Genomic DNA, 24,341 nt, shown 5'->3' on the forward strand with positions numbered 1-24,341 from the left:
GCTAAGCCTGCGCCATGACCGCCATCCTGCCCGACGCCGCCGCGACCAACTGGGTCGACCGCCACGCGCCACCGGCCCTGCGCCCCTGGCTGAAGCTGGGCCGGTTCGACCGGCCGGCGGGGATCTGGCTGCTGATGCTGCCCGGCTGGCAGGGCATCGCCCTGGCCGGGGCCGAGAAGGGCCAGTGGCCAAACCCGTTGCTGCTGCTGGCGGTCTTCGTCGGCGCGGCCCTGATGCGGGCGGCCGGCTGCGCGTTCAACGACATCGTCGACCGCGACTTCGACGCCCAGGTCACCCGCACGGCCATGCGGCCCATCCCGGCGGGGCTGATCAGCGTCAAGCAGGCCTGGGCCTTCGTGATCGGCTGCTGCGGGGTCAGCTTCCTGATCCTGATCTGCCTGGGCTGGCTGGCGATCGGGCTGGGCGTGCTGTCGCTGGGTCTGGTCGCCGCCTATCCGTTCATGAAGCGCATCACCTGGTGGCCGCAGGCGTGGCTGGGCCTGACCTTCAACTGGGGCGTGCTGCTGGGCTACGCCGCCGCCACCCATCACCTGTCATGGTCCGCCGCCCTGCTCTACGCCTCGGGCCTCTTCTGGACCCTGGGCTACGACACCATCTACGCCATCCAGGACATCGAGGACGACGCTCTGGCCGGGATCAAGTCCTCCACGCGCAGGCTAGGCGAGAGGGTGCAGATCGGCGTGGCGGGCTTCTATGCCGCGTCCTTCGTGCTGGCCGTGGCGGCGGCCTGGGTCGGCGGTCTGGGCGCGCTGTTCCTGCCGCTTTCGGCGCTGTTCGCCGTGCACCTGTCGCGGCAGGCGGCCGCCGTGCGGATCGATGACGGGGCCGGGGCGCTGAAGCTGTTCAAGTCCAACACCGTGGCCGGCCTGGTGCTGTTCGCGGCGCTGGTGGCGGGGCTGTGGAAGCCGGAGACGCGGTTCTAAGTCCGTTAAAACTGTCATCCCGGGCGTAGCGTAGCGCGCCGAGCCGGGACCCAGGGGCCGCCGCGTTGCGGTTGCTCTAGGTCCCGGCTCTCCGCTTCGCTGCGGCCGGGATGACAAGGTTTTTGACGGCGCTATTTAGAACGGCCCGTTGCTGTAGATCCGCTCCATCCCCTTCTCCAGATCGGCCAGCCGCCGGTCATAGGCTCGGTTCAGGCAGGCCTTGTTGGCCCCGCACTTGCGACGGTCGTTCAGCCATTCCTGCTGCTGGTCCATCAACGCGCCGCGTCCGCCCATGGCCAAGGTGCGCTTGTTGATTCCGTACAGCTCGTTCATCCGCACGTCCTTGTCGTTGAGGGCGCGTTCGGCGCAGATCGCCTTTTCGTCGGCGGTGCGGGCCTTCCTGCAGTCGAAGCTGGCGGCGCTGGCCGAGCCGGCGATGAAAGCCAGACCAAGGGCGAGGGCGGGGATCAGGCGGCGCATTTCTCTCTCCGGGAACCGTGACGTCGGGTCATCCTGTCAGGCCTAATCTGAATGTGCGATGATCGTTCCATGGCCGTCGCATCGCGCGTCAAACCCCTGGACCTGTTCACGCCCGAAGAGTGGGCGAAGATCTCGGCGCGCTCGTCATGGCGCGGGATTTTCATGGTCGGCCACGCCTGGGCCGTGATCCTCGCGGCCGGCGCCCTGTTCGTCGCCTTCCCCAATCCCCTGACCTATATCCTGGCCGTGATGCTGATCGGCGCGCGGCAGCTGGGCCTGGCGATCCTGATGCACGAGGCGGCCCATGGCGGCCTGCACCCGAACCTCAAGGTCAATGACTGGATCGGCGAGTGGCTGTGCGCGGCGCCGATCGGCGCGTCCCTGGCCAGCTATCGCCCCTATCACCTGACCCATCACAAATACGCCCAGCAGGCGCAGGATCCCGACCTGATCCTGTCGGCGCCGTTTCCGACCACGCGACGGTCGCTGCGCCGCAAGATGATCCGTGACCTGACGGGCCAGACCTTCTTCAAGCAGCGGTTCGGGCCCCTGCTGGGCAAGCTCAAGGGGGATCAACCGAAAGGCGCGATCTTCACCGGCGAGATCGCGCGGCAGAAGCCGTTCCTGCTGTGGAATCTCGGCCTGCTGGTCGTGCTGTCGGCGCTCGGCCTGTGGTGGGCGTGGCTGGCCCTGTGGATCGTGCCGATGGCGACCTGGTTCCCGCTGGTCACCCGCCTGCGCAACATCGCCGAACACGCCCTGGTCGCCAAGGACGAGCCCGACCCGTTCCGCCACGCCCGCACCACGAAGGCCAACTGGATCGAGCGCGCCCTGATCGCGCCCTACCACGTCAACTTCCACGCCGAGCACCACATGTTCATGCACACCCCGTGCTGGAACCTGCCGCTGGCGCACCGGCTGCTGGAGCGGAAGGGGCTGACGGAGGGCATGCTGACCGCGCCGGGCTATCTGGCCGTGCTGAACGAAGCCTCAAGCAAGGTCCCGGCCTGAACTCAATCCGTCATTCCCGCTCTGACATGACGGGGATGCACCGACGCCGGCAACCTCGGTCGCTGGCCCCAAAGCGGACATGGTAATCGCCTGTTCGGGGTGATGAGCAGACGTTGTCATGTGTCGATGAAAAACGGCCCGACGTAGTTCCATTGAATGCCGACAACGATGCCATCCCTCAGGCGGAGGGCGACAACTCCATTCTGCCAACTCGTGTCGCGATAGACCGCCTGTGCTTCCCCTACCAAGACTGGATAATCAAGATATTGGACGGAGCTGTTTGGCTCATTGGACCAGCCGGCCTTGTGGTAGGGCTTGCCGACATTGGCCTGCTGTCTCAGCGCGCGATCAGCCTCGCTCCAAGTATCGCCAATGTGGACGCCCAGTTTGCCTCCCTGCTCAATCGATCCGTGAGACTGCCGAAGAAGAATGGCGGTTCGCTCATCTAGCGGCCCGAACTTGGCCCACCCGGTCAAACCGACGCCCAAGGCCAACACGGTCGCCAAGATGATCAGCCAAGTCCTCATTCGACGAGACTATCGTCGCTACCCACAAAGGCAATCGAACGTCGCCTTTGGGTCGAAGCATGCGTTGGGCTTTCGGCCGACACGGACATTCAGATCGCCACCGCGGGCCATTGTTCAGTCTCGGGTGACTCCCGCCCTTGTGGAACGACGGAAGATAAATGAGCATGCTTGATGGCCTCGCCAATGCTCTAAGCGCGCCATGATCGACCAGACGCTGGAAGGCCGCCGCGCCTTCATTCTTGAAAACACCCGCGTCCAGCCACCGCCGCATGCGCCGGAGCTGTCGTTGCACCTGGCCGACGAGATCACCCCGATCTGGAAGCTGACCGAGGAAGCCCTGGAAGAGCTGGGCCTGCCGCCGCCGTTCTGGGCCTTCGCCTGGGCCGGGGGTCAGGCGCTGGCGCGCTACATTCTCGACAACCCGCAGATCGTGGCCGGCAAGACCGTGGTCGATTTCGCCACCGGCTCGGGCCTGGTGGCCATAGCGGCGATGAAGGCCGGCGCGAAAAGCGTGCTGGCCAACGATATCGACAGCTTCTGCGAGGCGGCGGTCAGCGTGAACGCCCAGGTCAACGGCGTGGAGATCGCCTTCACCGACCGCAACCTGCTGGACGCCCCGCCCCCGGCCTGCGACGTGCTGCTGGCCGGCGACATCTGCTACGAAAAGCCGATGGCCGAGGCGGTGATGACCTGGCTGCGCCAGGGCCGCGCCGCCGGAGCCGCCGTGCTGATCGGCGATCCGGGCCGCACCTATTTCCGCAAGGACGACCTGATCAAGCTGGCCGAATACCAGGTCGAGACCACGCGCGAGCTGGAAGATTTCGCCGTCAAGCGCACCTGCGTCTGGACTCTGCCGTGACGGCCTTTTAGAACATTAGAAGAACACTTCTGGAGATCGCGACCATGCGCGAAGACGGCAAGATCGACTATATCGAATGGCCCGCGACCGACCTGCCGGCCACCAAGGGCTTCTATCAGCAGGCCTTCGGCTGGGCCTTCACCGACTATGGCCCCGACTACGCCGCCTTTGAAGGCCAGGGCGCCGACGGTGGCTTCACCACCCCGCAGGAAGGCTCGACCGACAAGCCGCTGGTGGTGCTGTACGCCCACGACATCGAGGCCATGGCGGCCAAGGTGACGGCCGCCGGCGGCGTGATCACCGCGCCGATCTTCAGCTTCCCGGGCGGCCGGCGGTTTCACTTCACCGACCCGTCGGGGAATGAGCTGGGTGTCTGGAGCGAGATTTGACGTTTTGATCACCGCTCATCCCCGCGAAGGCGGGGACCCAAGCGGAGTCAGTCAGTGAGCCCTGAAACTCGGCTTGGGCCCCCGCCTTCGCGGGGGTGAGCGGATGGGTGGGGCCTTTGCGACTGAAGCCCCCGCAGCATCAAACCGTCACATCCCGCCGCTAATGTCCGCCAGCGGAGCATTTGGGGCGCGGGATGGCGGACAGGTCGTGCGGGGACTGCGGTCTCTGCTGCAAGCTGATGGGCGTGCAGGCGATCGACAAGCGCCCGCACACCTGGTGCCAGCATTTCCGCAAGGGCGCGGGCTGCGCGATCTATGAGACGCGCCCCAGGGCCTGCGCCGACTTCTCCTGCTACTGGCTGCGCGCCGAGGGCCTGGACGACCGCTGGCGGCCCGACCGCGCGCGCTTCGTCCTGCACCGCGAGCACGACGGCCAGACCCTGATCGTCGAGGTCGATCCGGCCTCGCCCCAGGCCTGGCGGCAGGAACCGTTCTATTCGACCTTCAAGACTTGGGCGGCGCGCGGCGCGCCCAAGGGGCTGACCCTGAACGTGCTGGTCGGTCGCCGCGCCTATGAAATCCTGCCCGATCAGGACATCGATCTGGGCGAAGTGCGAGCGACGCCGGCATGACCGACACCCCCCTCACCAAGAGCTGCGGCGACTGCGGCATGTGCTGCAAGGTCCTGCACATCAGCGAGCTGAACAAGGACGCCGGCGTCTGGTGCGGCCACTTCAAGAAGGGCGGCGGCTGCGGCAATTACGAGGCCCGCCCCTCGGCCTGTCGCACCTTCACCTGCCTGTGGCTGACCTCCGACAAGCTGGGCCCCGAATGGCGGCCCGAAAAGGCCGGCTTCCTGATGTACGCCAAGGACGACGGCAAGCGCCTGAACGTCGTGGTCGATCCCGGCAAGCCCGCCGCCTGGAAGCGAGAGCCCTATTATTCGCGGCTCAAGCAGATGTCGCAGCGAGCCTATGACGGCTACGAGCTGATGATCTGCGTCGGCGACCGGCGGATCGTGATGTTCCCGTCCGAGGACGTCGACCTGGGCGTGCTCAACACCGACCACAAGGTGGTCAGCGGCTATGTCGAACGCGACGGGGCGCAGGTGCCGTTCGCCATGGTGCTGAGCGACGCGGAGTGAAACTCCCTTCCCCCTTGATGGGGGAAGGGCTGGGGATGGGGGTGATGCGGCGGCTCAGCCGGCAAGCGCCCTATAACCCCCACCCAACCCTCCCCCATCAAGGGGGAGGGCTTTAAAATTTGGGCCGGAAATCCCGCGGCGCCCAGCCGAAATCCGTAACCGCGTCGCGGCTGTCGAAGGTCAGGTCCTGGCCCATCCGCGTGGCCATGGCCGCCGTGGCGCCGGGCAGGAACGGCGAGGCGGCCTTGAGCATCAGGCCAAACAGGGCCGGCGGCAGCGAGAACACCACCGGCCGCCGGCGCATCCCCTCGAACACCCGCGTCGCCATGGCGTGATAGGTCAGGGTCTCGCCCCCCACCAGGTTATAGGCGCGGTTCTCGGCGGCGGCGGACTGGGCGGCCGCGACAGCGCCGATCGCCAGGTCCTGCGCGTGGACCGGCTGGCGCAGACCATCGCCGGGACCCGACAGCGGTAGGATCCCGAAGCGCCGGATCAGCCCGGCCAGGCGGCTGACATTGCCGTCGCGGCCCTCGTCATAGATCAGGGTGGGCCGCAGGATGGTCCAGGCCACGCCGTTGGCCGCGCAGAACTGCTCCACGTCCGCCTCGGCCTGGGCAAGGCTGGCGGCGACGGCGCGCTCCTCGGGAACGTCGGAGGCCTGCTTGGTGAAGCGGCTGGTCGAGGAGAAGGCCACCAGCCGGGTCATGCCGTTGGCCTTCAGGGCCGGCAGGGCGGCGGGCAGCAGCCAGATCGGCGACAGCGAGAACACCGTCGCCACCGGCGGCAGGGCCTCGTCCAGGTTGGGATCGGACAGGTCGGCGTCCAGCCAGCAGGCCTCGCCCGACGGCGGGCGGCGGCTGATCGCCACCGGATCGACGCCCGCCGCCCGCAGGCGGTCCAGCAGATAGCCGCCGATCAGACTGGTCGCGCCCAGCACCAGCACCGGCGTCTTGAGGGTATTCTCGGCGGTCATGATGCTCATATAGTCAGGGAACGGGAGGGGCGCCCATGGCCATGACATTCGACGCGGTGCGCGCCTATGCCTTCGGCCTGCCCGGCGTGACGGACGGGACCAGCTACGGCTATCCGTCGATCAAGGCGCACGGCAAGTTCCTGACCCGGCTGCTGGACGACGGCGACAGCCTGGTCTGCCCCGGCGTAGGCTTCGACGAGCGCGAGATGCTGATGCAGGCCCAGCCCGAGGCCTTCTATTTCACCGACCACTATCGAAGTTATCCCTACGTCCTGATCCGCCTGTCGCACGCCCATCCGGGCACGGTGCAGAGCCTGCTGCTGCGCCAGTGGCGCGCCACGGCGCCGAAGAAGACGCTGAAGGCCTGGGACGCCGTACACCCGACGACGGAGACCGCATGAACGCCTGGCGCATCCTGATCGCCGCCGTCGCCTGCCTGGGCCCGGCCCTGCAATACGGCCTGATGATCCACGACGAGAGCTGGGCGACGGGCCCACAGAAGTCCGTCGAGTTCTTCAGCTACTTCACGATCATCAGCAATATCCTGGCCGCCGTGGCCCTGACCGCGCCGCTGCTCGCCCCGGCGTCTGGCCTGGCGCGCTGGGCCGATGCCACGTCGACCCGGATCGCCATCGCCGTCTATCTGGCGATCACGGCGGTGATCTATCACACCCTGCTGGCCCACCTGTGGGACCTGCCGCCCTGGCGCCAGGTCTCCTCCCACATCCAGCACACGATCACCCCGGCCCTGTTCCTGATCGACTGGCTGTGGCGCGGCGGCCAGGGCGAGGCGCGGTGGAGCGCGGCCGTGAGCGCCGTGCGTATTCCGGCGGTCTATGGCGCCTGGACCCTGATCCACGGGGCGCTGTCGGGCTTCTATCCCTATCCGTTCCTCAACGTGGCCAAGCGGGGCTATCCCGCCGTCCTGGTGACCATGGCGGTGATGTTCATCGGCTTTCTGGTGGTCGCTTTGGCGTTCACCGCGTTGCACAGGGCGCGGGCCAGGCTGGCGCCCATGCAGGCCGACCCTATATCGGCGTAGAGCGTGATAGCCGAAAGTGCGCGCGGTTTCGGCGGCGATCACGCTCTAGATGTTTGAGTCACACTCCGGAGTCGTCCATGTCCAAGCTCGTTCCCGCCATCCGCTCGGGCGATGTCCTGATCCCCGCCATCGGTTTCGGCACCTGGCAGCTGGACAACGGCGCGGCCCAGCCACTGGTCGAGCAGGCGCTGGAGATCGGCTATCGCCACATCGACACCGCCCAGATCTATCGCAATGAGCGCGACGTGGGGGCCGGCATCGCCGCCAGCGGCGTCAAGCGTGACGAGATCTTCCTGACCACCAAGGTGTGGATCGACCACTTCGCCGACGGCCCGCTGCAGGCCTCGGTCGAGCGCAGCCTGGAGAAGCTGAAGGTCGACCACGTCGACCTGCTGCTGCTGCACTGGCCCAAGCCCGACGTGCCGATGGCCGAAACGATCGCCGCCCTCAACGACGTGAAAGAGCGCGGCCTGACCCGGGCCATCGGCGTCTCCAACTTCCCCTCGGCCGTGCTGGCCCAGGCCCAGGCGCTGTCGAAGGCCCCGCTGGCCACCGACCAGGTCGAGTACCACCCCTATCTGTCGCAAAAGGCCCTGATCGCCGCCGCCCACGCCGCCGGAACCTCGATCACCGCCTGGTCGCCCCTGGCCCAGGGCAAGGTGGCGCAGGACCCCGTGCTGATCGCCATCGGCGAGGCCCACGGCAAGACCCCGGGCCAGGTCACCCTGCGCTGGCTGATCCAGCAGGGCGTGATCGCCATCCCCCGCACCAAGACCCCGGCCCGCGTGGTCGAGAACTTCGACATTCTCGACTTCGAGCTGACGGATGCCGAGATGGCGGCGGTGTTCGCGTTGGCGCGGCCGGATGGGCGGATTGGGGACTGGATCGACGCGGCGTTCACGTGGGATGTGGACTGAGGCGCCCGAACTTGACAAGACGCGCCCAAACTCGCCCTCTGCGATGATATTTGCGGATTGAACGCGGAGAGTGAGCTTGGCGCCGTGGTTGTCTCGCAGCGCGACGGCGTTGGTCGCGCTGGTCCTGACCGGCGCCGCCCCGGTCGATCTTCCGCTGGATTCGCTGCTGAAAAGCCCCGAAGCGGCGCGCACCTTCGACTACTGGCGACTGCGGGAGGGGCGCGATCCGCAGGCCATCAAGGCGCTGGGTTCGACCATCACCGCCGACGATGACCGGGTCTGTCGCAGCGACGCCGAACGTGAAATCAAGCTGGGGCTGCAGACGGCGGCGGAGGCGCCCTCGCGCAGCCAATGGCAGGCCGACAGGACGGCGGGCGCCGAGGCCGTCCGGCTCTACGACGCGGCGCGGGACAAGGCCTTGGCGGGCCAGCCCAGCGGAGCCAAGGGCCTGGACGAAAACCTGCCTGTCTATCTGGCTCAGTCCAGAGCCGCCAAGACCTCGCTCGGCCGCGAACTGCTGCGCCGAATGGCCGCCGAGCAGGCGCCGATGGTGTCATGGTCCGCGCCCTGGACCGAAGGCTTGGCGGATGGGGCGCAACTGCGGCTCTTCGCCGTCCTGGAGCACGAGCAGTGCGTCAATGCCCACGCCAACGCTGAGTGGTTGAAAGGCGAAATCGCGAAACAGGGCTGGCCGACAATCTCCCGGGACGGCGCAGAGGCGGACAAGGCCGCCTGGATTCTTGTGCAGCACGCCGACCATGACCCCCAGTTCCAGAAGGACGTTCTGGAACGGTTGACCGCGTTGCGGACCAAGGGCGAAACCAACCCCAGCAACTACGCTTATCTGCATGACCGCGTCGCCGCCAATGCTGGCCGTGAGCAACGCTATGGCACCCAAGGCGGCTGCAAGGCCGGACAATGGACCGTCAAGCCGCTGGAGGATCCGGCCAATGTCGATCGCCGCCGCGCCGACGTCGGCCTCAAACCTCTGGCCGACTATGTCGCCCTGTTCCGCTGCCGGGCCTGACGGCGCCTAGGCAAAGCTCGCTCAGCCTTCAACTGGATCAACAGGGCGTTCGGGTGGGACGTGGCGTGGCGGAAGGCGGAGGTGCGAGGAGCGGACCAAGCCCTTTCCCGTTCTCCCCGGCGAAAGCCGGGGCCCAGATCGAACCCCGAGAGCTGATCGCGCTTGGCGAGGTCAGAAGGCGCATCATCCCCAGACGCTCAGGCTGAATCTGGGCCCCGGCTTTCGCCGGGGAGACGGATGAAAAAGAGTAAAGTGCGGACCTTCACAGCGTCGGCAACGGGTGGGGAACGGACAGGTCCTGCGTCCTTCGAGGCCCGCTGCGCGGGCGCCTCAGGATGAGGTGCTCTACTGCTTTCCTCATCCTGAGGTGCGAGCCAACGGCGAGCCTCGAAGGACGCAGGGCGCTGGCCAGGACAGATCCTCCCCCCCTCTGGAGGAGGTGGCCCAGCGGGCCGGAGGGGGCAGCGCGGCGCTAGCCCATATGGAGCTCCACTCAACTCACACCGGCGCGGCCCCCTCAGTCGCTCCGCGACAGCTCCCCCAGAGGGGGAGCATCGGGCGTCCGCCTAGGCTCGAAAGCGCCCTTTGCCTTCCCGCCAAAAAGCCGACGCCCCCGCGTCGGGCCAAGCCTTACATCTCTTGGAGGCTGCAGCGTGCCGGTCTGTCCAGGTCAGTCAAGGACGACGCTCTCGCGTCGCCGCGGCGCGGCGGCCCGCAGGGCCGTCCTTGAGTGACCTGGACAGACCGGCGATCGTCTCGCCGTGAGATGTAAGGAGGGCTCCCTGCGGCGCGGAGGTGAGCTTGCGCCTCTCCACTACAGCACCGTCATTCCCGCCCTTGTGGCGGGAACCCCTCTGTCCGCCGCAGGTGCGGGAGGGGCGAAGGGCGCACGCCCTTCGCTGGCGCTTCACGTGTCGCCTGAACCAGGGGTTCCCGCCACAAGGGCGGGAATGACGGTGGCGTTTAGGGGGCGCTCTATCCCCGTCCCGCCTCGGGGATAACCCCACTCCCACCCCAGCAAATTCAACGCTCTGACCCCGCCACCCAGCGTCACGATGCAAAATCGACGCAACACCGTTCAAAACGCCCGCATACTTCTCCTCGCTTCATCGCAAGGGGAGGGCGTCCAGCTGGCGGCCTGACGTGCGGTGGGGGCGGTTGTGCGGGGCCACCGGTCGGACGAATGTCCGGGCCGGACGGCTTAAAGTGAGGACAGGGGACGTAAACCTGTCCATCGGAGGAAGGCCAAAGCCTCCGCCCGTCCGAAGGTTCGTTCCGGGTCCTCCGGAATCGGCGAGGCTGCAGCTTGAGGGCTGGGTCCGTCGCGAGGAGGGCAAGCCCGGATGGGGGTGAAGGGTTGAACGAGACCCGCGCGCCCCGGCCAGAGGGATAACAACCGTGCGGAGCGCTCCGGCCACGGCCGAAACGGTACTCCAACTATCCCCATCCGGGCCTGGCCCGGACGCTCCGCCGCCTCCCCACCTTCAGCGGGCCAACCGCGTGAAGCCGAAAAGCCGTGTCTCGGGCGCCAAAGCTCACTCCGCCTTCAGACAAACGAGGTTCCCCCTCGCCACGAAAGCGCCTAGGTAAGGCTCAACCTGAGCATATCTTGGGACGGTAGGGCAGATGGACGACGCGGGCGTCAGCTTGCAGGCGACGATGGTGGCGATGGGCGAGGCGGCCCGTGCGGGCGCGCGCGCCTTGCGTCTGGCCTCGGCGCAGCAACGCACCGTCGCGCTCCACGCCATGGCCAGGGCGATCCGCGAGGACGCCGCCAAGATCCTCGCCGCCAATGCACGCGACATCGAGCAGGCCAGGGCCAACGGGCTGTCCGGCCCGATGCTGGACCGCCTGCTGCTCGACGAGACGCGCCTCGAGGGCATGGCCCAGGGGGTCGAGACCGTGGCCGCCATCCCCGATCCGCTGGGCGTGGCCACCTCGCGCTGGACCCGGCCCAACGGCCTGGACATCAGCCGCGTGCGCACGCCGATCGGCGTGATCGCCATGATCTATGAGAGCCGGCCCAACGTCACCGCCGACGCAGCGGCGCTGTGCGTGCGCTCGGGCAATGCGGTGATCCTGCGCGGCGGCTCGGAATGCCTGGCCTCGAGCCTGGCCATCCACGCCGCCATCGTCCGGGGCCTGGAGGCCGCAGGCCTGCCCGCCAGCGCCGTCCAGGCGGTGAAGACCGCCGACCGCGCCGCCGTCGGCCTGCTGCTGACCGGTCTGGACAAGACCATCGACCTGATCATTCCGCGCGGCGGCAAGAGCCTGGTCGCCCGCGTCCAGGCCGAGGCCCGCGCCCCGGTGCTGGGCCATCTGGAAGGCCTCAACCACGTCTTCATCCACGCCGGCGCCGATCTGAAAAAGGCCGCCGAGATCGCCCTGAACGCCAAGATGCGGCGTGTGTCGGTCTGCGGCTCGGCCGAAACCCTGCTGATCGACAAGGCCGCCGCCGGCAAGCTGCTGCCGCCGATCGCCGACCTGCTGATCAAGGCCGGCTGCGAACTCCGCGGCGACGCCGCCGCCCGCGCCATCGAGCCGGACATGAAGGCCGCCGTCGAGGCCGACTGGACCACCGAATATCTGGCCCCAATCCTGTCGGTGGCCATTGTCGACGGCGTGGCCGGCGCCGCCGACCACATCGCCCGCTACGGCTCGGGCCACACCGACGCGATCGTCACCGAGGACGCCGCCGCCGCCGAGGCCTTCGCGGCCGAGGTCGACAGCGCCATCGTGCTGATCAACGCTTCCACCCAGTTCGCCGACGGCGGAGAATTCGGCTTCGGGGCCGAGATCGGCATCGCCACAGACAAACTCCATGCCCGCGGTCCGGTCGGGGCCGAGCAATTGACGACATTCAAATATGTGGTTCGCGGGACCGGCCAGACTCGTCCCTGAGGCCGGCCGACCAGGCGCGCAGCGTCTCGGGTTCCATCTGGAACCGGGGATGCGCGTCGGGCTGTTCGGCGGCAGCTTCAATCCGGCGCACGAGGGTCACGCCCACGTCGCCGAGACCGCCTTGCATCGCCTGAACCTCGACAAGGTGATCTGGCTGGTGTCGCCGCAGAACCCGCTGAAGTCGTCGGCCGAGACCCGCCCCCTGGCCGAGCGGCTGGCCGGCGCCCGGCGACATGCTCGCGGCAATGCGATGATCGTTTCGGACGCCGAGACGCGGCTGGGCTCGCAATACACCATCGACACCCTGCGGGTGCTGCGGGCCCGCTATCCGGGCGTGAAGTTCGTCTGGGTGATGGGCGCCGACAGCCTGGCCACCTTCCATCGCTGGCGGGGCTGGACCCAGATCATGCGCGAGGTTCCGGTGGCGGTGATCTCGCGGCCCTGGGCGGCCCTGAAGTCGCGCACCTCGCCCGCCGCCCGCCGTTTCGCCCACGCCCGCCGGCCCGCCAGCGCCGCCGCCACCCTGCCCGACGCCACCGCCCCGGCCTGGGTCTATCTGACCGGCCCGCTGAACTTCGCCTCGTCCACGGCGATGCGCGAGCGGCTCAACAAGGCCCCCTAAATCGCCTCCAGGCCCGCCCGAAAAGGGCTGACCCGGACTCTGAACCTGGTCGCGTGATCGCCGCCGAAACCGGCTTCCACTTTCGGCTATCACGCTCAATCGAGCGCCACTGCACGCAACCCCTCACCTTTTCGACTCATCCATGCTATGAGGAGAACCCGCGCGACCCCATAAGGAGCATTCCGCTGCGTAGCGACCCCGCGCAAATTGCGCACGATGACACGGCAGCCGCCGAGTCCTCGACCCACAAGCCAGACCTCAGTCTGGACCAGAGCATCAAGGCTCTGGAGACCCTGATCCTGTCGCGCCTCGACGACGACAAGGCGCAGGACATCGTTCACATCGACCTGACGGACAAGAGCTCGGTGGCTGACAGCCTCATCGTGGCGTCCGGCCGTTCGCACCGTCACGTCGGCGCCCTGGCCGACCACATCATCCGCGCCCTGAAGGAAAACGGGTTCGGCAAGGCGCGGGTCGAAGGCCTGCCGCACTGCGACTGGGTGCTGATCGACGCCGGCGACGTGGTGGTTCACCTGTTCCGCCCCGAGGTGCGCAGCTTCTACAATATCGAGAAGATCTGGGCGATCGACGCCCCGCACCGGATCGCCAGCACGGCGAACTGAGACTTTTCATTCCGTCATCACCCGGTTTATCCGGGTGACCCAAGCTGAGTTCCCAGCGAAAATCTGGCCATCTCGGCTTGGGTCCCCCGGACGAGCCGGGGGATGACGATCGAATAGATGAAGCTCACCATCCTCACCGTTGGAAAGCTCGGCCGCATGGTCGAGGCCCAGATGGCGCTGGACTACATGTCCCGCGCCACGGCGTCGGGCCGCGCCCTGGCCCTGGGCCCGGCCGAGATCATCGAGGTCGAGGCCCGCAAGCCCGGCAAGGCCGCCGAGGCCGAGGTGCTGCGTCCGCATCTCGAGGGCGCCCATGTCATCGCCTGCGACGAGCACGGCAAGGTTCGGCCCAGCCGCGCCTTCGCCGAGCATATTGGCCGACTGCGCGACGATGGGACGCGGAAGGTCGTGTTCCTGATCGGCGGGGCCGACGGCCTTGATCCGACCATCCTCGCCAACGCCAACGAAACCCTGGCCTTCGGGCCCCAGACCTGGCCGCACGCCCTGGCCCGGGCGATGCTGGCCGAGCAGATCTATCGCGCCGTCACCATCCTGGCGGGCTCGCCCTATCATCGGGATTGAGGCAAGAGAGCGGGAGATGCTTCGCCGCCCCTCGCCCGTCGCCCTGTCCGTGATCGCCTTCGCCCTGGCCCTGTCGGCGGCCGGCGTCGGCCTGGCGCGCCAGGACCAGCGGGCCCGCGACCGCCAGTCGGCCATCGACACCCGCCGCGAGATCGAAGACCTGCGCGGCGAGCTGTCGCGCCTGGACCATGCCAGGGTGGCGGCCGGCGACGATGTGGCCCTCAAGCGCGCCCGGCTGGAAGCCCTGAACGCCCGCGAGGCCTCGGTGCTGGCCGAGCTGGGCCGCGACCGCCACCGCCTGGCCCGGCTGCTGTCGGCGCTGCAGCTGTTCCGGCGCAATCCGCCGCCGGCCCTGCTGGTATCGCCCGGCGACGCCCGCGACGCCGTGCGGGCCGCGATCCTGATCCGCGCCATGACCCCGGACCTGCAAAGGCGCGCCGACGCCTATGCCCGCCAGGCCTCGGCGGTGGGCGCCCTGCGGCGCGAGGCGGCGGCGGCGGCGGCCGAGCTGTTCACCGCCGAGAGCGTCGTGGCCGACCGCAAGGGCGAGATCGAGCGCAAGATCATCGAGAAGACCCAGCTGGAACGCGCCTACGCCCAGCAGGCCCTGGTCGAGGCCAGCGAGCTGCGCACCCTGGGCGCCCTGACCGATGGCCTGCCCAGCAAGACCCCCACGGGGCCCCTGACCCTGGCCTCGCCGGTCGCCGGCCCCATGATCCGCCGCTTCAACGACACCCTGCCCGCCGGCGGTCGCTCGCCCGGTGTCGCGTTCCGCGCGGAAAAGGGGCGAACCGTGACCAGTCCCGCCGCGGGAACCGTCGAATATGCCGGCGCGCTGAGCGGATGGGGCGTTGTCTTGATCCTACGGGCCCAGGGCTCCTACCATCTGGTGCTCGCGGGCCTGGATCAGGTTTCGGTGGCGCCCGGACAATCCGTCGCGGCCGGAGCCCCGATCGGAAAGATGTCGGATCATGTATCCTCGGATCAGGAGCTCTATCTGGAGGTTCGCGAGGACGGTGTTCCGGTCGATCCCGAACGGTGGATGAAGCGGGGGTCGCCGTAGACGGCTTTTTCAGCAATGATGGCCGCAAATAGAACGTTCTTGCCCGGGATGGTCGGGGACGAGTCATCAAGAGTGCGACGTTCGCGTCGCGAGGGAGCCTTCAGGGCCTAATGCGCAAGTACCTGCTCATCGGAGTTTCGGCCTTTGTCCTCGGCGCGGGGACCATGGCCTATCTTAGCCCCATCGCCCAGGCGAACATCCCGCCCAAGACCAAGACCTACAAGCTGCTGGAACTGTTCGGCGACGTGCTGGGCACGGTCGAAGACCAGTATGTGGCCGAGGTCGATGACAAGAAGCTGATCGAGGCCGCTCTCGACGGCATGCTGACCAGCCTCGACCCGCATTCGGGCTATCTGTCGCCCGACAGCTTCGAGGACATGCAGGACACCACGCGCGGCGAATATGGCGGCCTCGGCATCGAGGTCACCAGCGAAGAGGGCGTGGTCAAGGTGATCTCGCCCATGGACGGCACGCCCGCCGCCCGAGCCGGCATCCAGGCCGGCGACTACATCACCGCCGTCAACGGCCAGAGCGTGCTGGGCCTGACCGTCAACGAGGCCGTCAAGCAGATGCGCGGCGCGGCCGGCGAGCCCGTCACCCTGACCATCGCCCGCGAGAAGACCGACCCGTTCGACGTCAAGCTGATCCGCGAAGTGATCAAGCCCAAGGCCGCCATCGCCCGCATGGAAGGCGACTACGGCTATGTGCGCCTGCCCGGCTTCAACGAGAAGGCCACCGAGGCCCTGGTCGCGTCGATCAACGACCTGAAGGCCAAGAACCCCAAGATGAAGGGCCTGGTCTTCGACCTGCGCAACAATCCGGGCGGTCTGCTCGACCAGGCCGTCAGCGTGGCCGACGTGTTCCTGGACGGCGGCGAGGTGGTCAGCCAGCGCGGTCGCGATCCCCGCAACATCCAGCGCTACAACGCCCGCCCCGGCGACATGCTCAACGGCCTGCCGGTGGTGGTGCTGATCAACCAGGGCTCGGCCTCGGCAGCTGAAATCGTCGCCGGCGCCCTGCAGGACCGCCACCGCGCCGAACTGGTCGGCCTGACAAGCTTCGGCAAGGGTTCGGTCCAGACCGTGATCCCGCTGCGCGGCGGGGCGGACGGCGCCCTGAAGCTGACCACGGCGCGCTACTTCACGCCGTCGGGTCGCTCGATCCAGAAGACCGGCATCGCGCCGGACCTCGAGGTCGCCCAGACCCGCGACCAGGCCCAGGACATCGCCAACCGCGTGTGGTTCAGCGAAGCCAGCTTCAAGAACGCGCTCAACGCCGACGAGGGCAAGGCCCGCCAGGGCGCCCACACCCCGGCCGAAGCCCCGCCCGCGACCTTCGACGACAAGAAGGACGACTTCCAGCTGCAGCGCGCCCTGGCCGTGCTGAAGTCCGGCTCGGTCGCGGCCACGCCGAAAATGCCCAAGCCGGCCGCCAAGATCGCCGAGGTCACGGCCAAGGCCGCCGCCATGGGCAAGCCGCCGATCGAGAAGAAATAGGCCTCGCCAAAGGCCCCCGTCTTCGTGACGGGGGCCAATTGGTCGCAGGTTCTTGTTAACCATAAATTTGAAGCTTGCCGGCTAGGGTCGTCGACGATGGCCGCCATGTTCTCCCGCAAGCCCGCCTATGCCGCCGCCGCGCCGGTTTCGGACGCGAACGGAGACCTGCGCGCACGCCTGATGGCGGCCGTGGCCAATCCCTATATCGCCGCCAGCGGCGCGGCCTTTCTGTTCCTGATGTCGCTGGCGGGCCTGGTCCTGGTCACGGGCGATCCCAAGGCCGGCGCGCCGTCCATCCGGGTCGAACTGACCAAGATCGGCGCCACCAAGAACGCGCCCGAAGGCTGGAAGGAAGCCCTGGCCAATGAGGGCGAGCACGAAGCCGGCTTCGTGCCCGACACGCTGGACCTTTCGGCCAAGCCGATCGTCAACGCACCGGCCGAGGCCTCGATCTCCTTCCCCGGCGAGACCGACGCCGCCCCCGTCCACGCGCCCGGCGGCGCCCTGCCCCAGGCGCCGATCGCGGGCCTGTCGGGACCCGGTCCCGGCGGCGCGCCCCTGCCGATCATCGCCGCCAATGGCAGGACGGCGGCGGAGGCCTATGCCCGGCCGTTCACAGCCAACGGCCGCCCCAAGGTCTCGGTCGTCATCGGCGGCCTGGGTCTGAACCCCCAGACTACCCGCGCCGCCATCGAGACCCTGCCGGGCGAGATCACCCTGTCGTTCGCGCCCTATGCCGAGGGCCTTCAGGGCTGGATCGACCTGGCCCGCGCCAACGGTCACGAAGTGCTGCTGGAAACCCCGATGGAGCCGGCCGACTATCCGGCCAACGACCCGGGCCCCTACACCCTGATCGCCGCAAACCGGCCGGAAGACACCGTGCGCAAGCTGGAATGGCTGATGTCGCGCGCCACCGGCTATTTCGGCCTCAGCAACTATCTGGGCGCCCGCTTCGTCGAGTCCGACGCGGCGATGAACACCTTCAACGCCGCCCTCAAGTCGCGGGGCCTGGCCTTCGTCGATGACGGCCTGGCCGCCCGGCGCGGCGGCGCGATCCCCCGCGCCTCGGCCGACCGGGTGATCGACGACGACCTGTCGGCCGAAGCCATCAACATCCAGCTGCGGGCGCTGGAGACCGGCGCCGGCGCGCGCGGCCAATCCCTGGGCTCGGGCTTCGCCTATCCGGTGACCATCAATCAGGTTCGCGCCTGGGCCGCCGGCCTGAACGCGCGCGGCATGCAGCTGGCCCCGGCCTCGGCGCTGGCCCGCCGATGACCACGCCAGACGATCTGCCCAAGCACCGGCCCAATGTGGGCGTGGTGCTGTTCCATCCCGACGGCCGGGTCTGGCTGGGCCGCCGCAACCAGCAGCCGCCGCCGCACAACTGGCAGTTCCCGCAGGGCGGCGTCGACGACGGCGAAGACCTGCTGGACGCCGCCCGTCGCGAGCTGGCCGAAGAGACCGGCGTGACCTCGGTCGTCCTGCTGGACCGCACCCCCGGCTGGATCGCCTATGACTTCCCGCCCGAGTTGGTCGGCTCCAAGCGGGCCCGCGGCTGGCTGGGCCAGAAGCAGGTGTGGTTCGCGTTCCGTTTCGTCGGTGCAGAGACGGAAATCGACCTTGAAGCCCATGGCGAGGTCGAGTTTGACGCCTGGCGATGGGGAAAGCTCGACGAGACCCCCGAACTGATCGTACCCTTTAAACGGGGCGTCTACGAAATCGTGGTCGCCGCATTCAGCAAGTACGCGGGCGACTGATCGCCCCGACTGGGAGAGCGATCGGCATGGCCAAGACCATTCTGATGATCCATGGCTTCGGCTGCGCGGGCGACAGTTGGGCGCCGGTGGCCGAAAGGCTGCGCGCGGAGGGTTATCGCGTCGAGACCCCGACCCTGCGCGCCGAGCAGCGCAAGGTGTCGGCGCCGGGCGCCGGCCTGGCCGATCTCGGACTGGCCGACTATGTCGCCGACATGAGCGCCCTGGCCGCCTCGCTGGCCCAGCAGGACGGTGAAGCCCCGATCGCCTTTGGTCACTCGATGGGCGGCATGATCGCCCAGAAGCTGGCCGAGGCCGGCCTGATCGCCGGCGCGGTGCTGTTCGCTCCCGCCTCGCCCGCCGACGCGCGCGGCAGACCCAAGCTCTCGCCGGTCTTCGCTTTCCTGAACGCCGCGCTCATGCCCAGTCCCGAGACCAAGACGGTCAAGCAGTGGAAGACGGGCTTCAAGTGGGGCGTGATGAACGCCGTGCCCGCCAGCCGCCACGACGCGCTCTACGCCAGGATGGTCTTCGATTCCGGGCGCGTGCTGTCCAACCTGGCCTGGCCCGACAAGGATCCCCACAAGACCGCCACGGTCGATGTCGACAAGGTAAAGGTGCCCCTGCTGGTGGTGGCCGGCGCCCTGGACCGTACGACGCCGGTCGATGACCTGCGCCTGGTCGGGCAGAAATACTCCGCCGTCGGCGGCGACTATGTCGAATATCCCAACAACGCCCACTGGCTGATCGACGAGCCCGGCTCCGACGTGATCCTGGGCGACGTCATCGCCTGGCTGAAGAACAAGGCCCTGGTCGTCGCTCCGGCCAAGCCGGCGCCCGCCGCCGCTCCCGTCGCCGCCCCGGTCGTCGCCAAGGCCCCGGTTGAGAAGGCCCCGGCCAAGGCCGCTGCGCCCGCTGCCGCTAAGCCGGCCAAGCCAGCGGTCGCCAAGGCCGCCGCGCCCGCCAAGGCGGCTGCGGTGAAGGCCGAGCCCGCGCCGAAAGCCGCCGCCAAGCCCAAGGTCGTCGCGGCCAAGCCCGCGCCGGCCGCCAAGGCCCCCGCGAAGGCGGAGGCCAAGCCCGCTCCCGCGAAGGTCGCCGCCAAGCCGAAGGCCACGCCCAAAGCCGCGCCCGTCGCAGCGCCGGCCAAGGTCGAGACCAAGGCGCCCGCCGCCAAGGCTCCGGCCAAGCCCAAGGGCGCCGCCGCCAAGCCCGCTGCTGCGCCGAAGGCCGAGGCCCCGGCCAAAGCAAAGCCCAAGGCCGCCGCCAAGCCTGCGCCGACCAAGGCTCCGGTCGCCAAGGCGGCCGCTGCGCCCAAGGTCGCAGCGAAGGCGCCGGCAGCCGCGAAGCCGGCTGCGACACCAAAGCCCGCCAAATCTTCGCCTAAGCCCAAGAAGAGCGTGTAGGTTCAAGCCGTCGGCTGTTTCGCCGACGGCGTTCGAAAGGCGTCCATGCCCGCACCCGTCATCATGGTCCACGGCGCCTTCTGCGGCGGCTGGACGTTCGACCTGTTCCGCCAGCCTTTCGAGGCCGCGGGTCATGCGGTGTTCACGCCCGATCTGCTGGGGCGCGACGGCCAGGGCGCCGTCGCCGGCCGGTCGATGACCGACTTCGCCAAGCAGATCGCCGTCCTGTGCGAGGCCTGCGACGAGCCTCCGATCCTGATCGGTCACTCCATGGGCGGCCTGGTCGCCCAGATGGCGGCCGCGCGGGCCAAGGTCTCGCGACTGATCCTGCTGGCGCCCTCGCCGCCCTGGGGCGTGTCGGGCGCGAGCCTGGAGGAAGCGGTCTCGGCCGTGAGCCTCTATGCCCTGGGTCCCTACTGGCTGCAGGCCGTGGCGCCCGACTATGGCGTGGTCAAGCGCTACAGCCTCGACCGCCTGGAGCGCGCCGATCGCAAGGCCCTGTACGCCCGCATGACGGCCGAGAGCGGCCGGGCCCTGTGGGAGACCCTCAACTGGTGGCTCGACCCCTTCATGACCACCAGCGCCGCGCCCTCGGGCGCGCCGACCCTGGCCATCGCCGGCGGCAAGGACGTAATCCATCCGCCCGCCACCGTTCGCCAGACAGCCGCGCGCCTGAACGGCGTGGTCGAGGTGTTTCCGGAGATGAGCCACTGGCTGCCGGGCGAACCGGGCTGGGAGGCCGTGGCGGCCTCGTGCCTGACCTTCATCGCGGCCGAGGATCGCGCGGCGGCCTAGAGCATTTTCCGATAAGTGTGAAACGGTTATCGGATCGAAAAATGCTCTAAACTTTTGATTTAGAGCCCTTTTCGTCCGCCCCTGATGAAGCCATCAGGTCGGAAAGGGCTCTAGGCTTCAGTTATTTCGGCACAATTTTGCTTGTCATCCCGGCCGCAGCGCAGCGGAGAGCCGGGACCCAGGGCCACTGCAGTGCGGTTGCCCCTGGGTCCCGGACAGCCTCTGCGAGGCTTCCGGGATGACAAGATTGTAGAGATGGAAGCGGTGTTCACGCCGTCGGCGTGAACACCTTCAGCCCCAGGATACCCGCCACGATCAGGCACAGGCAGGCCAGCCGCGCCGCCGTGGCCGGCTCCTTGAACAGCACGATGCCGACCAGGGCCGTGCCGACCGCGCCGATGCCGGTCCACACCGCATAGGCCGTGCCGAGCGGCAGGGTCTTCACCGCCCAGCCCAGCAGACCCATCGACAGCGCCAGGCTGATTGCCGTCAGAGCAATGGGGATCGGGCGGGTGAAGCCTTCGGTGAACTTCAGGCCCACGGCCCAGCCGATCTCGAACAGACCAGCGATGAAGAGAATGATCCAGGCCATGACGCACACCAAGAACTTGGGGTCGTCCCCGGAAACGCGAAAAGGCGCGGGGTCGTCCCCGCGCCTTTCCTAGATAGAACCGGCCCCGTCGAGGGGCAAGTCAGCCTTAGCGGCTGGTGGTGCTGTACAGGATCTGGGCCTGTTCGAAGTTCTTGCCCACTGACGAGCCGTCCGGCTTCTTCAGGCGCATATAGACCAGGCCGGCGGCGCCGTTGGCCCAGGCGTCGTCCCACGAGACGGTGAAGCGGCGGAAGTCGCTACCGGCGATCTGGTCGTTGCGGATCAGGCGCAGCTGCGGGCTGTTTTCCCACGTCGCCCAGTCGTGCAGGGCGGTGGCCAGGGCCTGGGCCTGCTCGTCGCCCTGAGCGTACTGGATGGTGAGGGTGCAGACGTTCTTGTTGGAACCGGGGTTGTCCAGGGCGATCAGGTAGGGCTTGCCCAGGTCCATCACCCACTGTTCTTTTTTCTTCTTCAGACCGGCCGCCTTGACCAGGGCCTGGAAGTCGCCGCCGACCACGGCCGGCTTGCAGATCTTGTCCAGCACGCCCAGCACCTGCAGCGCCAGGGGATCGGTTGAGGGCGGCGGGCGCACCGGAGCGACATAGGTGTCGGCGGGCGCGGCGGTGGCGGCCGGAGCCGGAACCACGGGCGCGGCGGCCGGGTCAGCCGGAGCGGGCGCGGGAGCGGGCGTCTGGGCCGGAGCCGCGGCCGGAGCGGCGGCTGGAGCCGGAGCGGTCTGCTCCTGGGCGACGGCGGCGGTCGAGACCGCGCCAAGGGCGATCAGGCTGGCGAGCGCGAGGCGCATTATCGAGATATCCCCAACAGGCAAGAGGTCGGCATTAAAACCGACAGACGGTCCCTCGCAACCCTTATGGCGACAGATTGCGACGGAGATGAGGCCACAAGTGTAATTTTAATCGCCAAGTGCGCGCGGATCTTCCCGTCAGGCGCGAAAACGCCTCCGACCCGGGCGGGACGGAGGCGTTTCCGAATCAGTATCGAAGAGGCTCAGACCGCTTCGACGGCGTGCTCGGCCAGGATCGTCAGGCCATCGGGACCCACGTCGGCGAAGCCGCCCTGGATGTCGAACAGCTTGGTGGTCGCGCCGTCCTTCACGGTGACGCGGCCTTCGCGCAGCGTCGTCATGAACGGGGCGTGGTTGGCCAGGACCCCGAAGTCGCCTTCGGCGCCGGGAGCCTGGACCATGTCGACCTCGCCCGAGAACAGTTCGCGTTCCGGAGCGACGAGAGAGAAGTGCAGCTTAGCCATTATTCCACGATCTCCACGTCGCCGAGAGCCGCCTCGACGTCTTCGTCGGTCTGGATCTCGGTGCCGCAGAACGGGCAGAAGCGGATGGTGGCCAGCACGACGCCGGTCTCGCCTTCTTCTTCCCGTTCGCCAAGGTTGAGCAGGATCAGGCCGCTGTCATGCTGGACGAGCGCGTCGGCCGGGTCCGAAGAGACCGCGTCCTCCAGCTCCTCGCAGCAGAAGCCGACCAGATCGTGTTCGTCGGTCATCAGGCTTCGCTCGCCAGCTTTTCGGCCTTGGCCACGGCTTCCTCGATCGGGCCGACCATGTAGAAGGCGGCTTCCGGCAGGTGGTCGTATTCACCGTCGACGATGCCCTTGAACGAGCGGATCGTGTCCTTCAGCGCGACGAAGGCGCCGGGGGTGTTGGTGAACTGCTCGGCCACGTGGAAGGGCTGCGACAGGAAGCGCTGGATCTTGCGGGCGCGGGCGACCGTCAGCTTGTCCTCTTCCGACAGCTCGTCCATGCCCAGGATGGCGATGATGTCCTTCAGCGCCTTGTACTGCTGAAGCACTTCCTGGACCGAGCGGGCCACGTTGTAGTGCTCTTCGCCGATGACCAGCGGGTCCATGATCCGCGAGGTCGAGTCCAGCGGATCGACGGCGGGGAAGATGGCCTGGGCGGCGATGTCGCGCGACAGAACGGTGGTGGCGTCCAAGTGGGCGAACGAGGCGGCGGGCGCCGGGTCGGTCAGGTCGTCGGCGGGCACGTAGATGGCCTGGACCGAGGTGATCGAACCCTTGTTGGTCGAGGTGATGCGCTCCTGCAGGTTGCCCATCTCGGTGGCCAGGGTGGGCTGATAGCCCACGGCCGACGGGATGCGGCCCAGCAGAGCCGACACTTCGGCGCCGGCTTGGGTGAAGCGGAAGATGTTGTCGACGAACAGCAGCACGTCCTTGCCTTCTTCGTCACGGAAGTATTCCGCGATCGACAGGCCGGTCAGGGCGACGCGGGCGCGGGCGCCCGGGGGTTCGTTCATCTGGCCGTAAACGAGGGCGCAACGCGAGCCTTCCGTCGAGCCGTTGTTGGCCTTCGGGTCGGTGTTGACGTTGGACTCGATCATCTCGTGATAGAGGTCGTTGCCTTCGCGGGTGCGTTCGCCCACGCCGGCCAGAACCGAATAACCGCCGTAAGCCTTGGCGATGTTGTTGATCAGTTCCTGCATCGTCACGGTCTTGCCGACGCCGGCGCCGCCGAACAGGCCGATCTTGCCGCCCTTGGTGTAGGGGCACATCAGGTCGATGACCTTGATGCCCGTGACCAGGACTTCAGCCGTGTTGGTTTGCTCGGCGAACGAAGGGGCGTCGCGGTGGATGGTGCGGAAGATGTCCGACTTGATCGGGCCCTGTTCGTCAATCGGCTCGCCGATGACGTTCATGATGCGGCCCAGGGTGCCGGGACCGACCGGAACGCGGATCGACTCGCCGGTGTCGCGCACGGCCTGACCGCGAACGAGGCCTTCAGTGGCGTCCATGGCGATGGCGCGGACGGTGTTCTGACCCAGGTGCTGGGCGACTTCGAACACCAGGCGCTGGCCGGAAGCCTGGTTGACGGTTTCCAGGGCGTTCAGGATCGCCGGCAGCTCGCCAGTGAACTCGACGTCGACGACGGCGCCGATGACCTGAACGAGCTTGCCGGTCGCCGCGCCGATGGTGGCCGGAGCGGCCTGGGTCGCCTTCGGAGCCGCGGCCTTGGGGGCGGCGGGCTTCTTGGCGGCCGGAGCCTTGGCGGCGGCGGCGGGAGCGGCGGCGGCCGCCTTCGGAGCGGCGGCGGGCTTCTTCACGGCTGCCGGCTTGTCAGCGGCGGCGGCGGGAGCCTTAGCGGGGGTCTTGGCCATGGCGTGCGGGTCTTTCGTGCGTGCTCGTGCGTGCGTTTTTTACGTTAGGCTT

28 protein-coding genes and 1 pseudogene are annotated in these 24,341 nt (G+C 68.1%); 20 read left to right on the forward strand and 9 right to left on the reverse strand.

Going from position 1 to position 24,341, the window contains the following annotated elements:
- The first annotated feature begins 14 nt into the window (after positions 1–14).
- Entirely contained in the window at positions 15–944 is a 930-nt protein-coding gene (gene ubiA / locus ACQY9P_RS05335) for a 4-hydroxybenzoate octaprenyltransferase (RefSeq protein WP_421736302.1), read from the forward strand.
- 135 nt (positions 945–1,079) lie between these two features.
- On the opposite strand, the gene ACQY9P_RS05340 is transcribed toward ubiA, so the two are convergent.
- Positions 1,080–1,424, reverse strand: a complete 345-nt coding sequence (locus tag ACQY9P_RS05340) for a lysozyme inhibitor LprI family protein (protein ID WP_421736301.1) — start codon at positions 1,422–1,424, stop codon at positions 1,080–1,082.
- 69 nt (positions 1,425–1,493) lie between these two features.
- On the opposite strand from ACQY9P_RS05340, the gene ACQY9P_RS05345 reads away from it, so the two are divergent.
- On the forward strand, positions 1,494–2,435 hold the full coding sequence (locus ACQY9P_RS05345; RefSeq protein ID WP_421736300.1) for a fatty acid desaturase family protein: 942 nt from the start codon (positions 1,494–1,496) through the stop codon (positions 2,433–2,435).
- Positions 2,436–2,551: 116 nt separating this feature from the next.
- On the opposite strand, the gene ACQY9P_RS05350 is transcribed toward ACQY9P_RS05345, so the two are convergent.
- A complete protein-coding gene (locus ACQY9P_RS05350; protein WP_421736299.1) occupies positions 2,552–2,941 on the reverse strand; it encodes a hypothetical protein in 390 nt (129 codons plus the stop codon).
- 220 nt (positions 2,942–3,161) lie between these two features.
- Between ACQY9P_RS05350 and ACQY9P_RS05355 the strand changes: the two genes are divergently transcribed.
- From ACQY9P_RS05355 to ACQY9P_RS05370, 4 genes are all read left to right on the forward strand, one after another.
- On the forward strand, positions 3,162–3,821 hold the full coding sequence (locus ACQY9P_RS05355; protein ID WP_421736298.1) for a class I SAM-dependent methyltransferase: 660 nt from the start codon (positions 3,162–3,164) through the stop codon (positions 3,819–3,821).
- Between the two features lie 44 nt (positions 3,822–3,865).
- The gene (locus ACQY9P_RS05360; protein WP_421736297.1) at positions 3,866–4,210 is read left to right on the forward strand and encodes a VOC family protein; all 345 of its coding nucleotides are present in this window, start codon (positions 3,866–3,868) and stop codon (positions 4,208–4,210) included.
- Between the two features lie 194 nt (positions 4,211–4,404).
- On the forward strand, positions 4,405–4,842 hold the full coding sequence (locus tag ACQY9P_RS05365; RefSeq protein WP_421736296.1) for a YkgJ family cysteine cluster protein: 438 nt from the start codon (positions 4,405–4,407) through the stop codon (positions 4,840–4,842).
- On the forward strand, positions 4,839–5,354 hold the full coding sequence (locus tag ACQY9P_RS05370; RefSeq protein WP_421736294.1) for a YkgJ family cysteine cluster protein: 516 nt from the start codon (positions 4,839–4,841) through the stop codon (positions 5,352–5,354). The genes ACQY9P_RS05365 and ACQY9P_RS05370 overlap by 4 nt, the downstream gene beginning before the upstream one ends.
- Before the next feature lie 112 nt (positions 5,355–5,466).
- On the opposite strand, the gene ACQY9P_RS05375 is transcribed toward ACQY9P_RS05370, so the two are convergent.
- Complete coding sequence (locus ACQY9P_RS05375; protein WP_421736293.1) at positions 5,467–6,327, reverse strand: NAD-dependent epimerase/dehydratase family protein; 861 nt, start codon at positions 6,325–6,327, stop codon at positions 5,467–5,469.
- Between the two features lie 35 nt (positions 6,328–6,362).
- Between ACQY9P_RS05375 and ACQY9P_RS05380 the strand changes: the two genes are divergently transcribed.
- From ACQY9P_RS05380 to ACQY9P_RS05395, 4 genes are all read left to right on the forward strand, one after another.
- Positions 6,363–6,728, forward strand: a complete 366-nt coding sequence (locus ACQY9P_RS05380) for an MmcQ/YjbR family DNA-binding protein (protein WP_421736292.1) — start codon at positions 6,363–6,365, stop codon at positions 6,726–6,728.
- Positions 6,725–7,369, forward strand: coding sequence for a Pr6Pr family membrane protein (locus tag ACQY9P_RS05385; RefSeq protein WP_421736291.1), 645 nt, complete (start codon positions 6,725–6,727; stop codon positions 7,367–7,369). Before ACQY9P_RS05380 ends, ACQY9P_RS05385 begins: the two co-directional genes overlap by 4 nt.
- A 77-nt stretch (positions 7,370–7,446) precedes the next feature.
- The gene (locus ACQY9P_RS05390) at positions 7,447–8,286 is read left to right on the forward strand and encodes an aldo/keto reductase (RefSeq protein WP_421736290.1); all 840 of its coding nucleotides are present in this window, start codon (positions 7,447–7,449) and stop codon (positions 8,284–8,286) included.
- 88 nt (positions 8,287–8,374) lie between these two features.
- Positions 8,375–9,313, forward strand: a complete 939-nt coding sequence (locus ACQY9P_RS05395; RefSeq protein ID WP_421736289.1) for a DUF6624 domain-containing protein — start codon at positions 8,375–8,377, stop codon at positions 9,311–9,313.
- A gap of 296 nt (positions 9,314–9,609) precedes the next feature.
- Here ACQY9P_RS05395 and ACQY9P_RS05400 read toward each other — a convergent pair.
- A pseudogene (locus tag ACQY9P_RS05400) lies at positions 9,610–9,732 on the reverse strand (hypothetical protein); the annotation flags it as partial.
- A 1,207-nt stretch (positions 9,733–10,939) separates the two neighbouring features.
- Between ACQY9P_RS05400 and ACQY9P_RS05405 the strand changes: the two are divergent.
- The 10 genes from ACQY9P_RS05405 (at position 10,940) to ACQY9P_RS05450 (ending at position 20,552) form a co-directional block, all read left to right on the forward strand.
- Positions 10,940–12,214: a glutamate-5-semialdehyde dehydrogenase gene (locus ACQY9P_RS05405; protein ID WP_421736288.1), complete on the forward strand. Its 1,275-nt coding sequence runs from the start codon at positions 10,940–10,942 to the stop codon at positions 12,212–12,214.
- On the forward strand, positions 12,180–12,836 hold the full coding sequence (locus ACQY9P_RS05410; protein WP_421736287.1) for a nicotinate-nucleotide adenylyltransferase: 657 nt from the start codon (positions 12,180–12,182) through the stop codon (positions 12,834–12,836). The genes ACQY9P_RS05405 and ACQY9P_RS05410 overlap by 35 nt, the downstream gene beginning before the upstream one ends.
- A 185-nt stretch (positions 12,837–13,021) precedes the next feature.
- Entirely contained in the window at positions 13,022–13,459 is a 438-nt protein-coding gene (gene rsfS, locus ACQY9P_RS05415) for a ribosome silencing factor (RefSeq protein ID WP_421738251.1), read from the forward strand.
- Between the two features lie 117 nt (positions 13,460–13,576).
- Positions 13,577–14,041 (forward strand): 23S rRNA (pseudouridine(1915)-N(3))-methyltransferase RlmH, encoded by a 465-nt coding sequence (rlmH, locus tag ACQY9P_RS05420; protein WP_421736286.1) that lies wholly within the window; start codon positions 13,577–13,579, stop codon positions 14,039–14,041.
- Positions 14,042–14,057: 16 nt separating this feature from the next.
- The gene (locus ACQY9P_RS05425; protein ID WP_421736285.1) at positions 14,058–15,104 is read left to right on the forward strand and encodes a murein hydrolase activator EnvC family protein; all 1,047 of its coding nucleotides are present in this window, start codon (positions 14,058–14,060) and stop codon (positions 15,102–15,104) included.
- Between the two features lie 110 nt (positions 15,105–15,214).
- On the forward strand, positions 15,215–16,600 hold the full coding sequence (locus tag ACQY9P_RS05430) for a S41 family peptidase (protein WP_421736284.1): 1,386 nt from the start codon (positions 15,215–15,217) through the stop codon (positions 16,598–16,600).
- Between the two features lie 96 nt (positions 16,601–16,696).
- Complete coding sequence (locus tag ACQY9P_RS05435) at positions 16,697–17,875, forward strand: divergent polysaccharide deacetylase family protein (protein ID WP_421736283.1); 1,179 nt, start codon at positions 16,697–16,699, stop codon at positions 17,873–17,875.
- A complete protein-coding gene (locus ACQY9P_RS05440; RefSeq protein ID WP_421736282.1) occupies positions 17,872–18,357 on the forward strand; it encodes an RNA pyrophosphohydrolase in 486 nt (161 codons plus the stop codon). Before ACQY9P_RS05435 ends, ACQY9P_RS05440 begins: the two co-directional genes overlap by 4 nt.
- Positions 18,358–18,383: 26 nt before the next feature.
- Positions 18,384–19,757, forward strand: a complete 1,374-nt coding sequence (locus ACQY9P_RS05445) for an alpha/beta hydrolase (RefSeq protein ID WP_421736281.1) — start codon at positions 18,384–18,386, stop codon at positions 19,755–19,757.
- A 45-nt stretch (positions 19,758–19,802) separates the two neighbouring features.
- Complete coding sequence (locus tag ACQY9P_RS05450; protein ID WP_421736280.1) at positions 19,803–20,552, forward strand: alpha/beta fold hydrolase; 750 nt, start codon at positions 19,803–19,805, stop codon at positions 20,550–20,552.
- Positions 20,553–20,820: 268 nt separating this feature from the next.
- Here the strand turns inward: ACQY9P_RS05450 and sugE are convergent, their stop codons facing one another.
- From sugE to atpD, 5 genes are all read right to left on the reverse strand, one after another.
- Positions 20,821–21,144 (reverse strand): quaternary ammonium compound efflux SMR transporter SugE, encoded by a 324-nt coding sequence (gene sugE, locus ACQY9P_RS05455; RefSeq protein WP_421736279.1) that lies wholly within the window; start codon positions 21,142–21,144, stop codon positions 20,821–20,823.
- A 106-nt stretch (positions 21,145–21,250) separates the two neighbouring features.
- On the reverse strand, positions 21,251–21,949 hold the full coding sequence (locus ACQY9P_RS05460) for a hypothetical protein (protein WP_421736278.1): 699 nt from the start codon (positions 21,947–21,949) through the stop codon (positions 21,251–21,253).
- 203 nt (positions 21,950–22,152) lie between these two features.
- Complete coding sequence (locus tag ACQY9P_RS05465; RefSeq protein WP_421736277.1) at positions 22,153–22,413, reverse strand: ATP synthase F1 subunit epsilon; 261 nt, start codon at positions 22,411–22,413, stop codon at positions 22,153–22,155.
- Positions 22,413–22,661 (reverse strand): hypothetical protein, encoded by a 249-nt coding sequence (locus ACQY9P_RS05470; RefSeq protein ID WP_421736276.1) that lies wholly within the window; start codon positions 22,659–22,661, stop codon positions 22,413–22,415. Before ACQY9P_RS05470 ends, ACQY9P_RS05465 begins: the two co-directional genes overlap by 1 nt.
- Complete coding sequence (atpD, locus tag ACQY9P_RS05475) at positions 22,661–24,289, reverse strand: F0F1 ATP synthase subunit beta (RefSeq protein WP_421736275.1); 1,629 nt, start codon at positions 24,287–24,289, stop codon at positions 22,661–22,663. The genes ACQY9P_RS05470 and atpD overlap by 1 nt, the downstream gene beginning before the upstream one ends.
- Positions 24,290–24,341 lie beyond the last annotated feature (52 nt).

Origin of the sequence: Caulobacter sp. (assembly GCF_965279145.1) — a bacterium.
Lineage (GTDB): Bacteria > Pseudomonadota > Alphaproteobacteria > Caulobacterales > Caulobacteraceae > Caulobacter.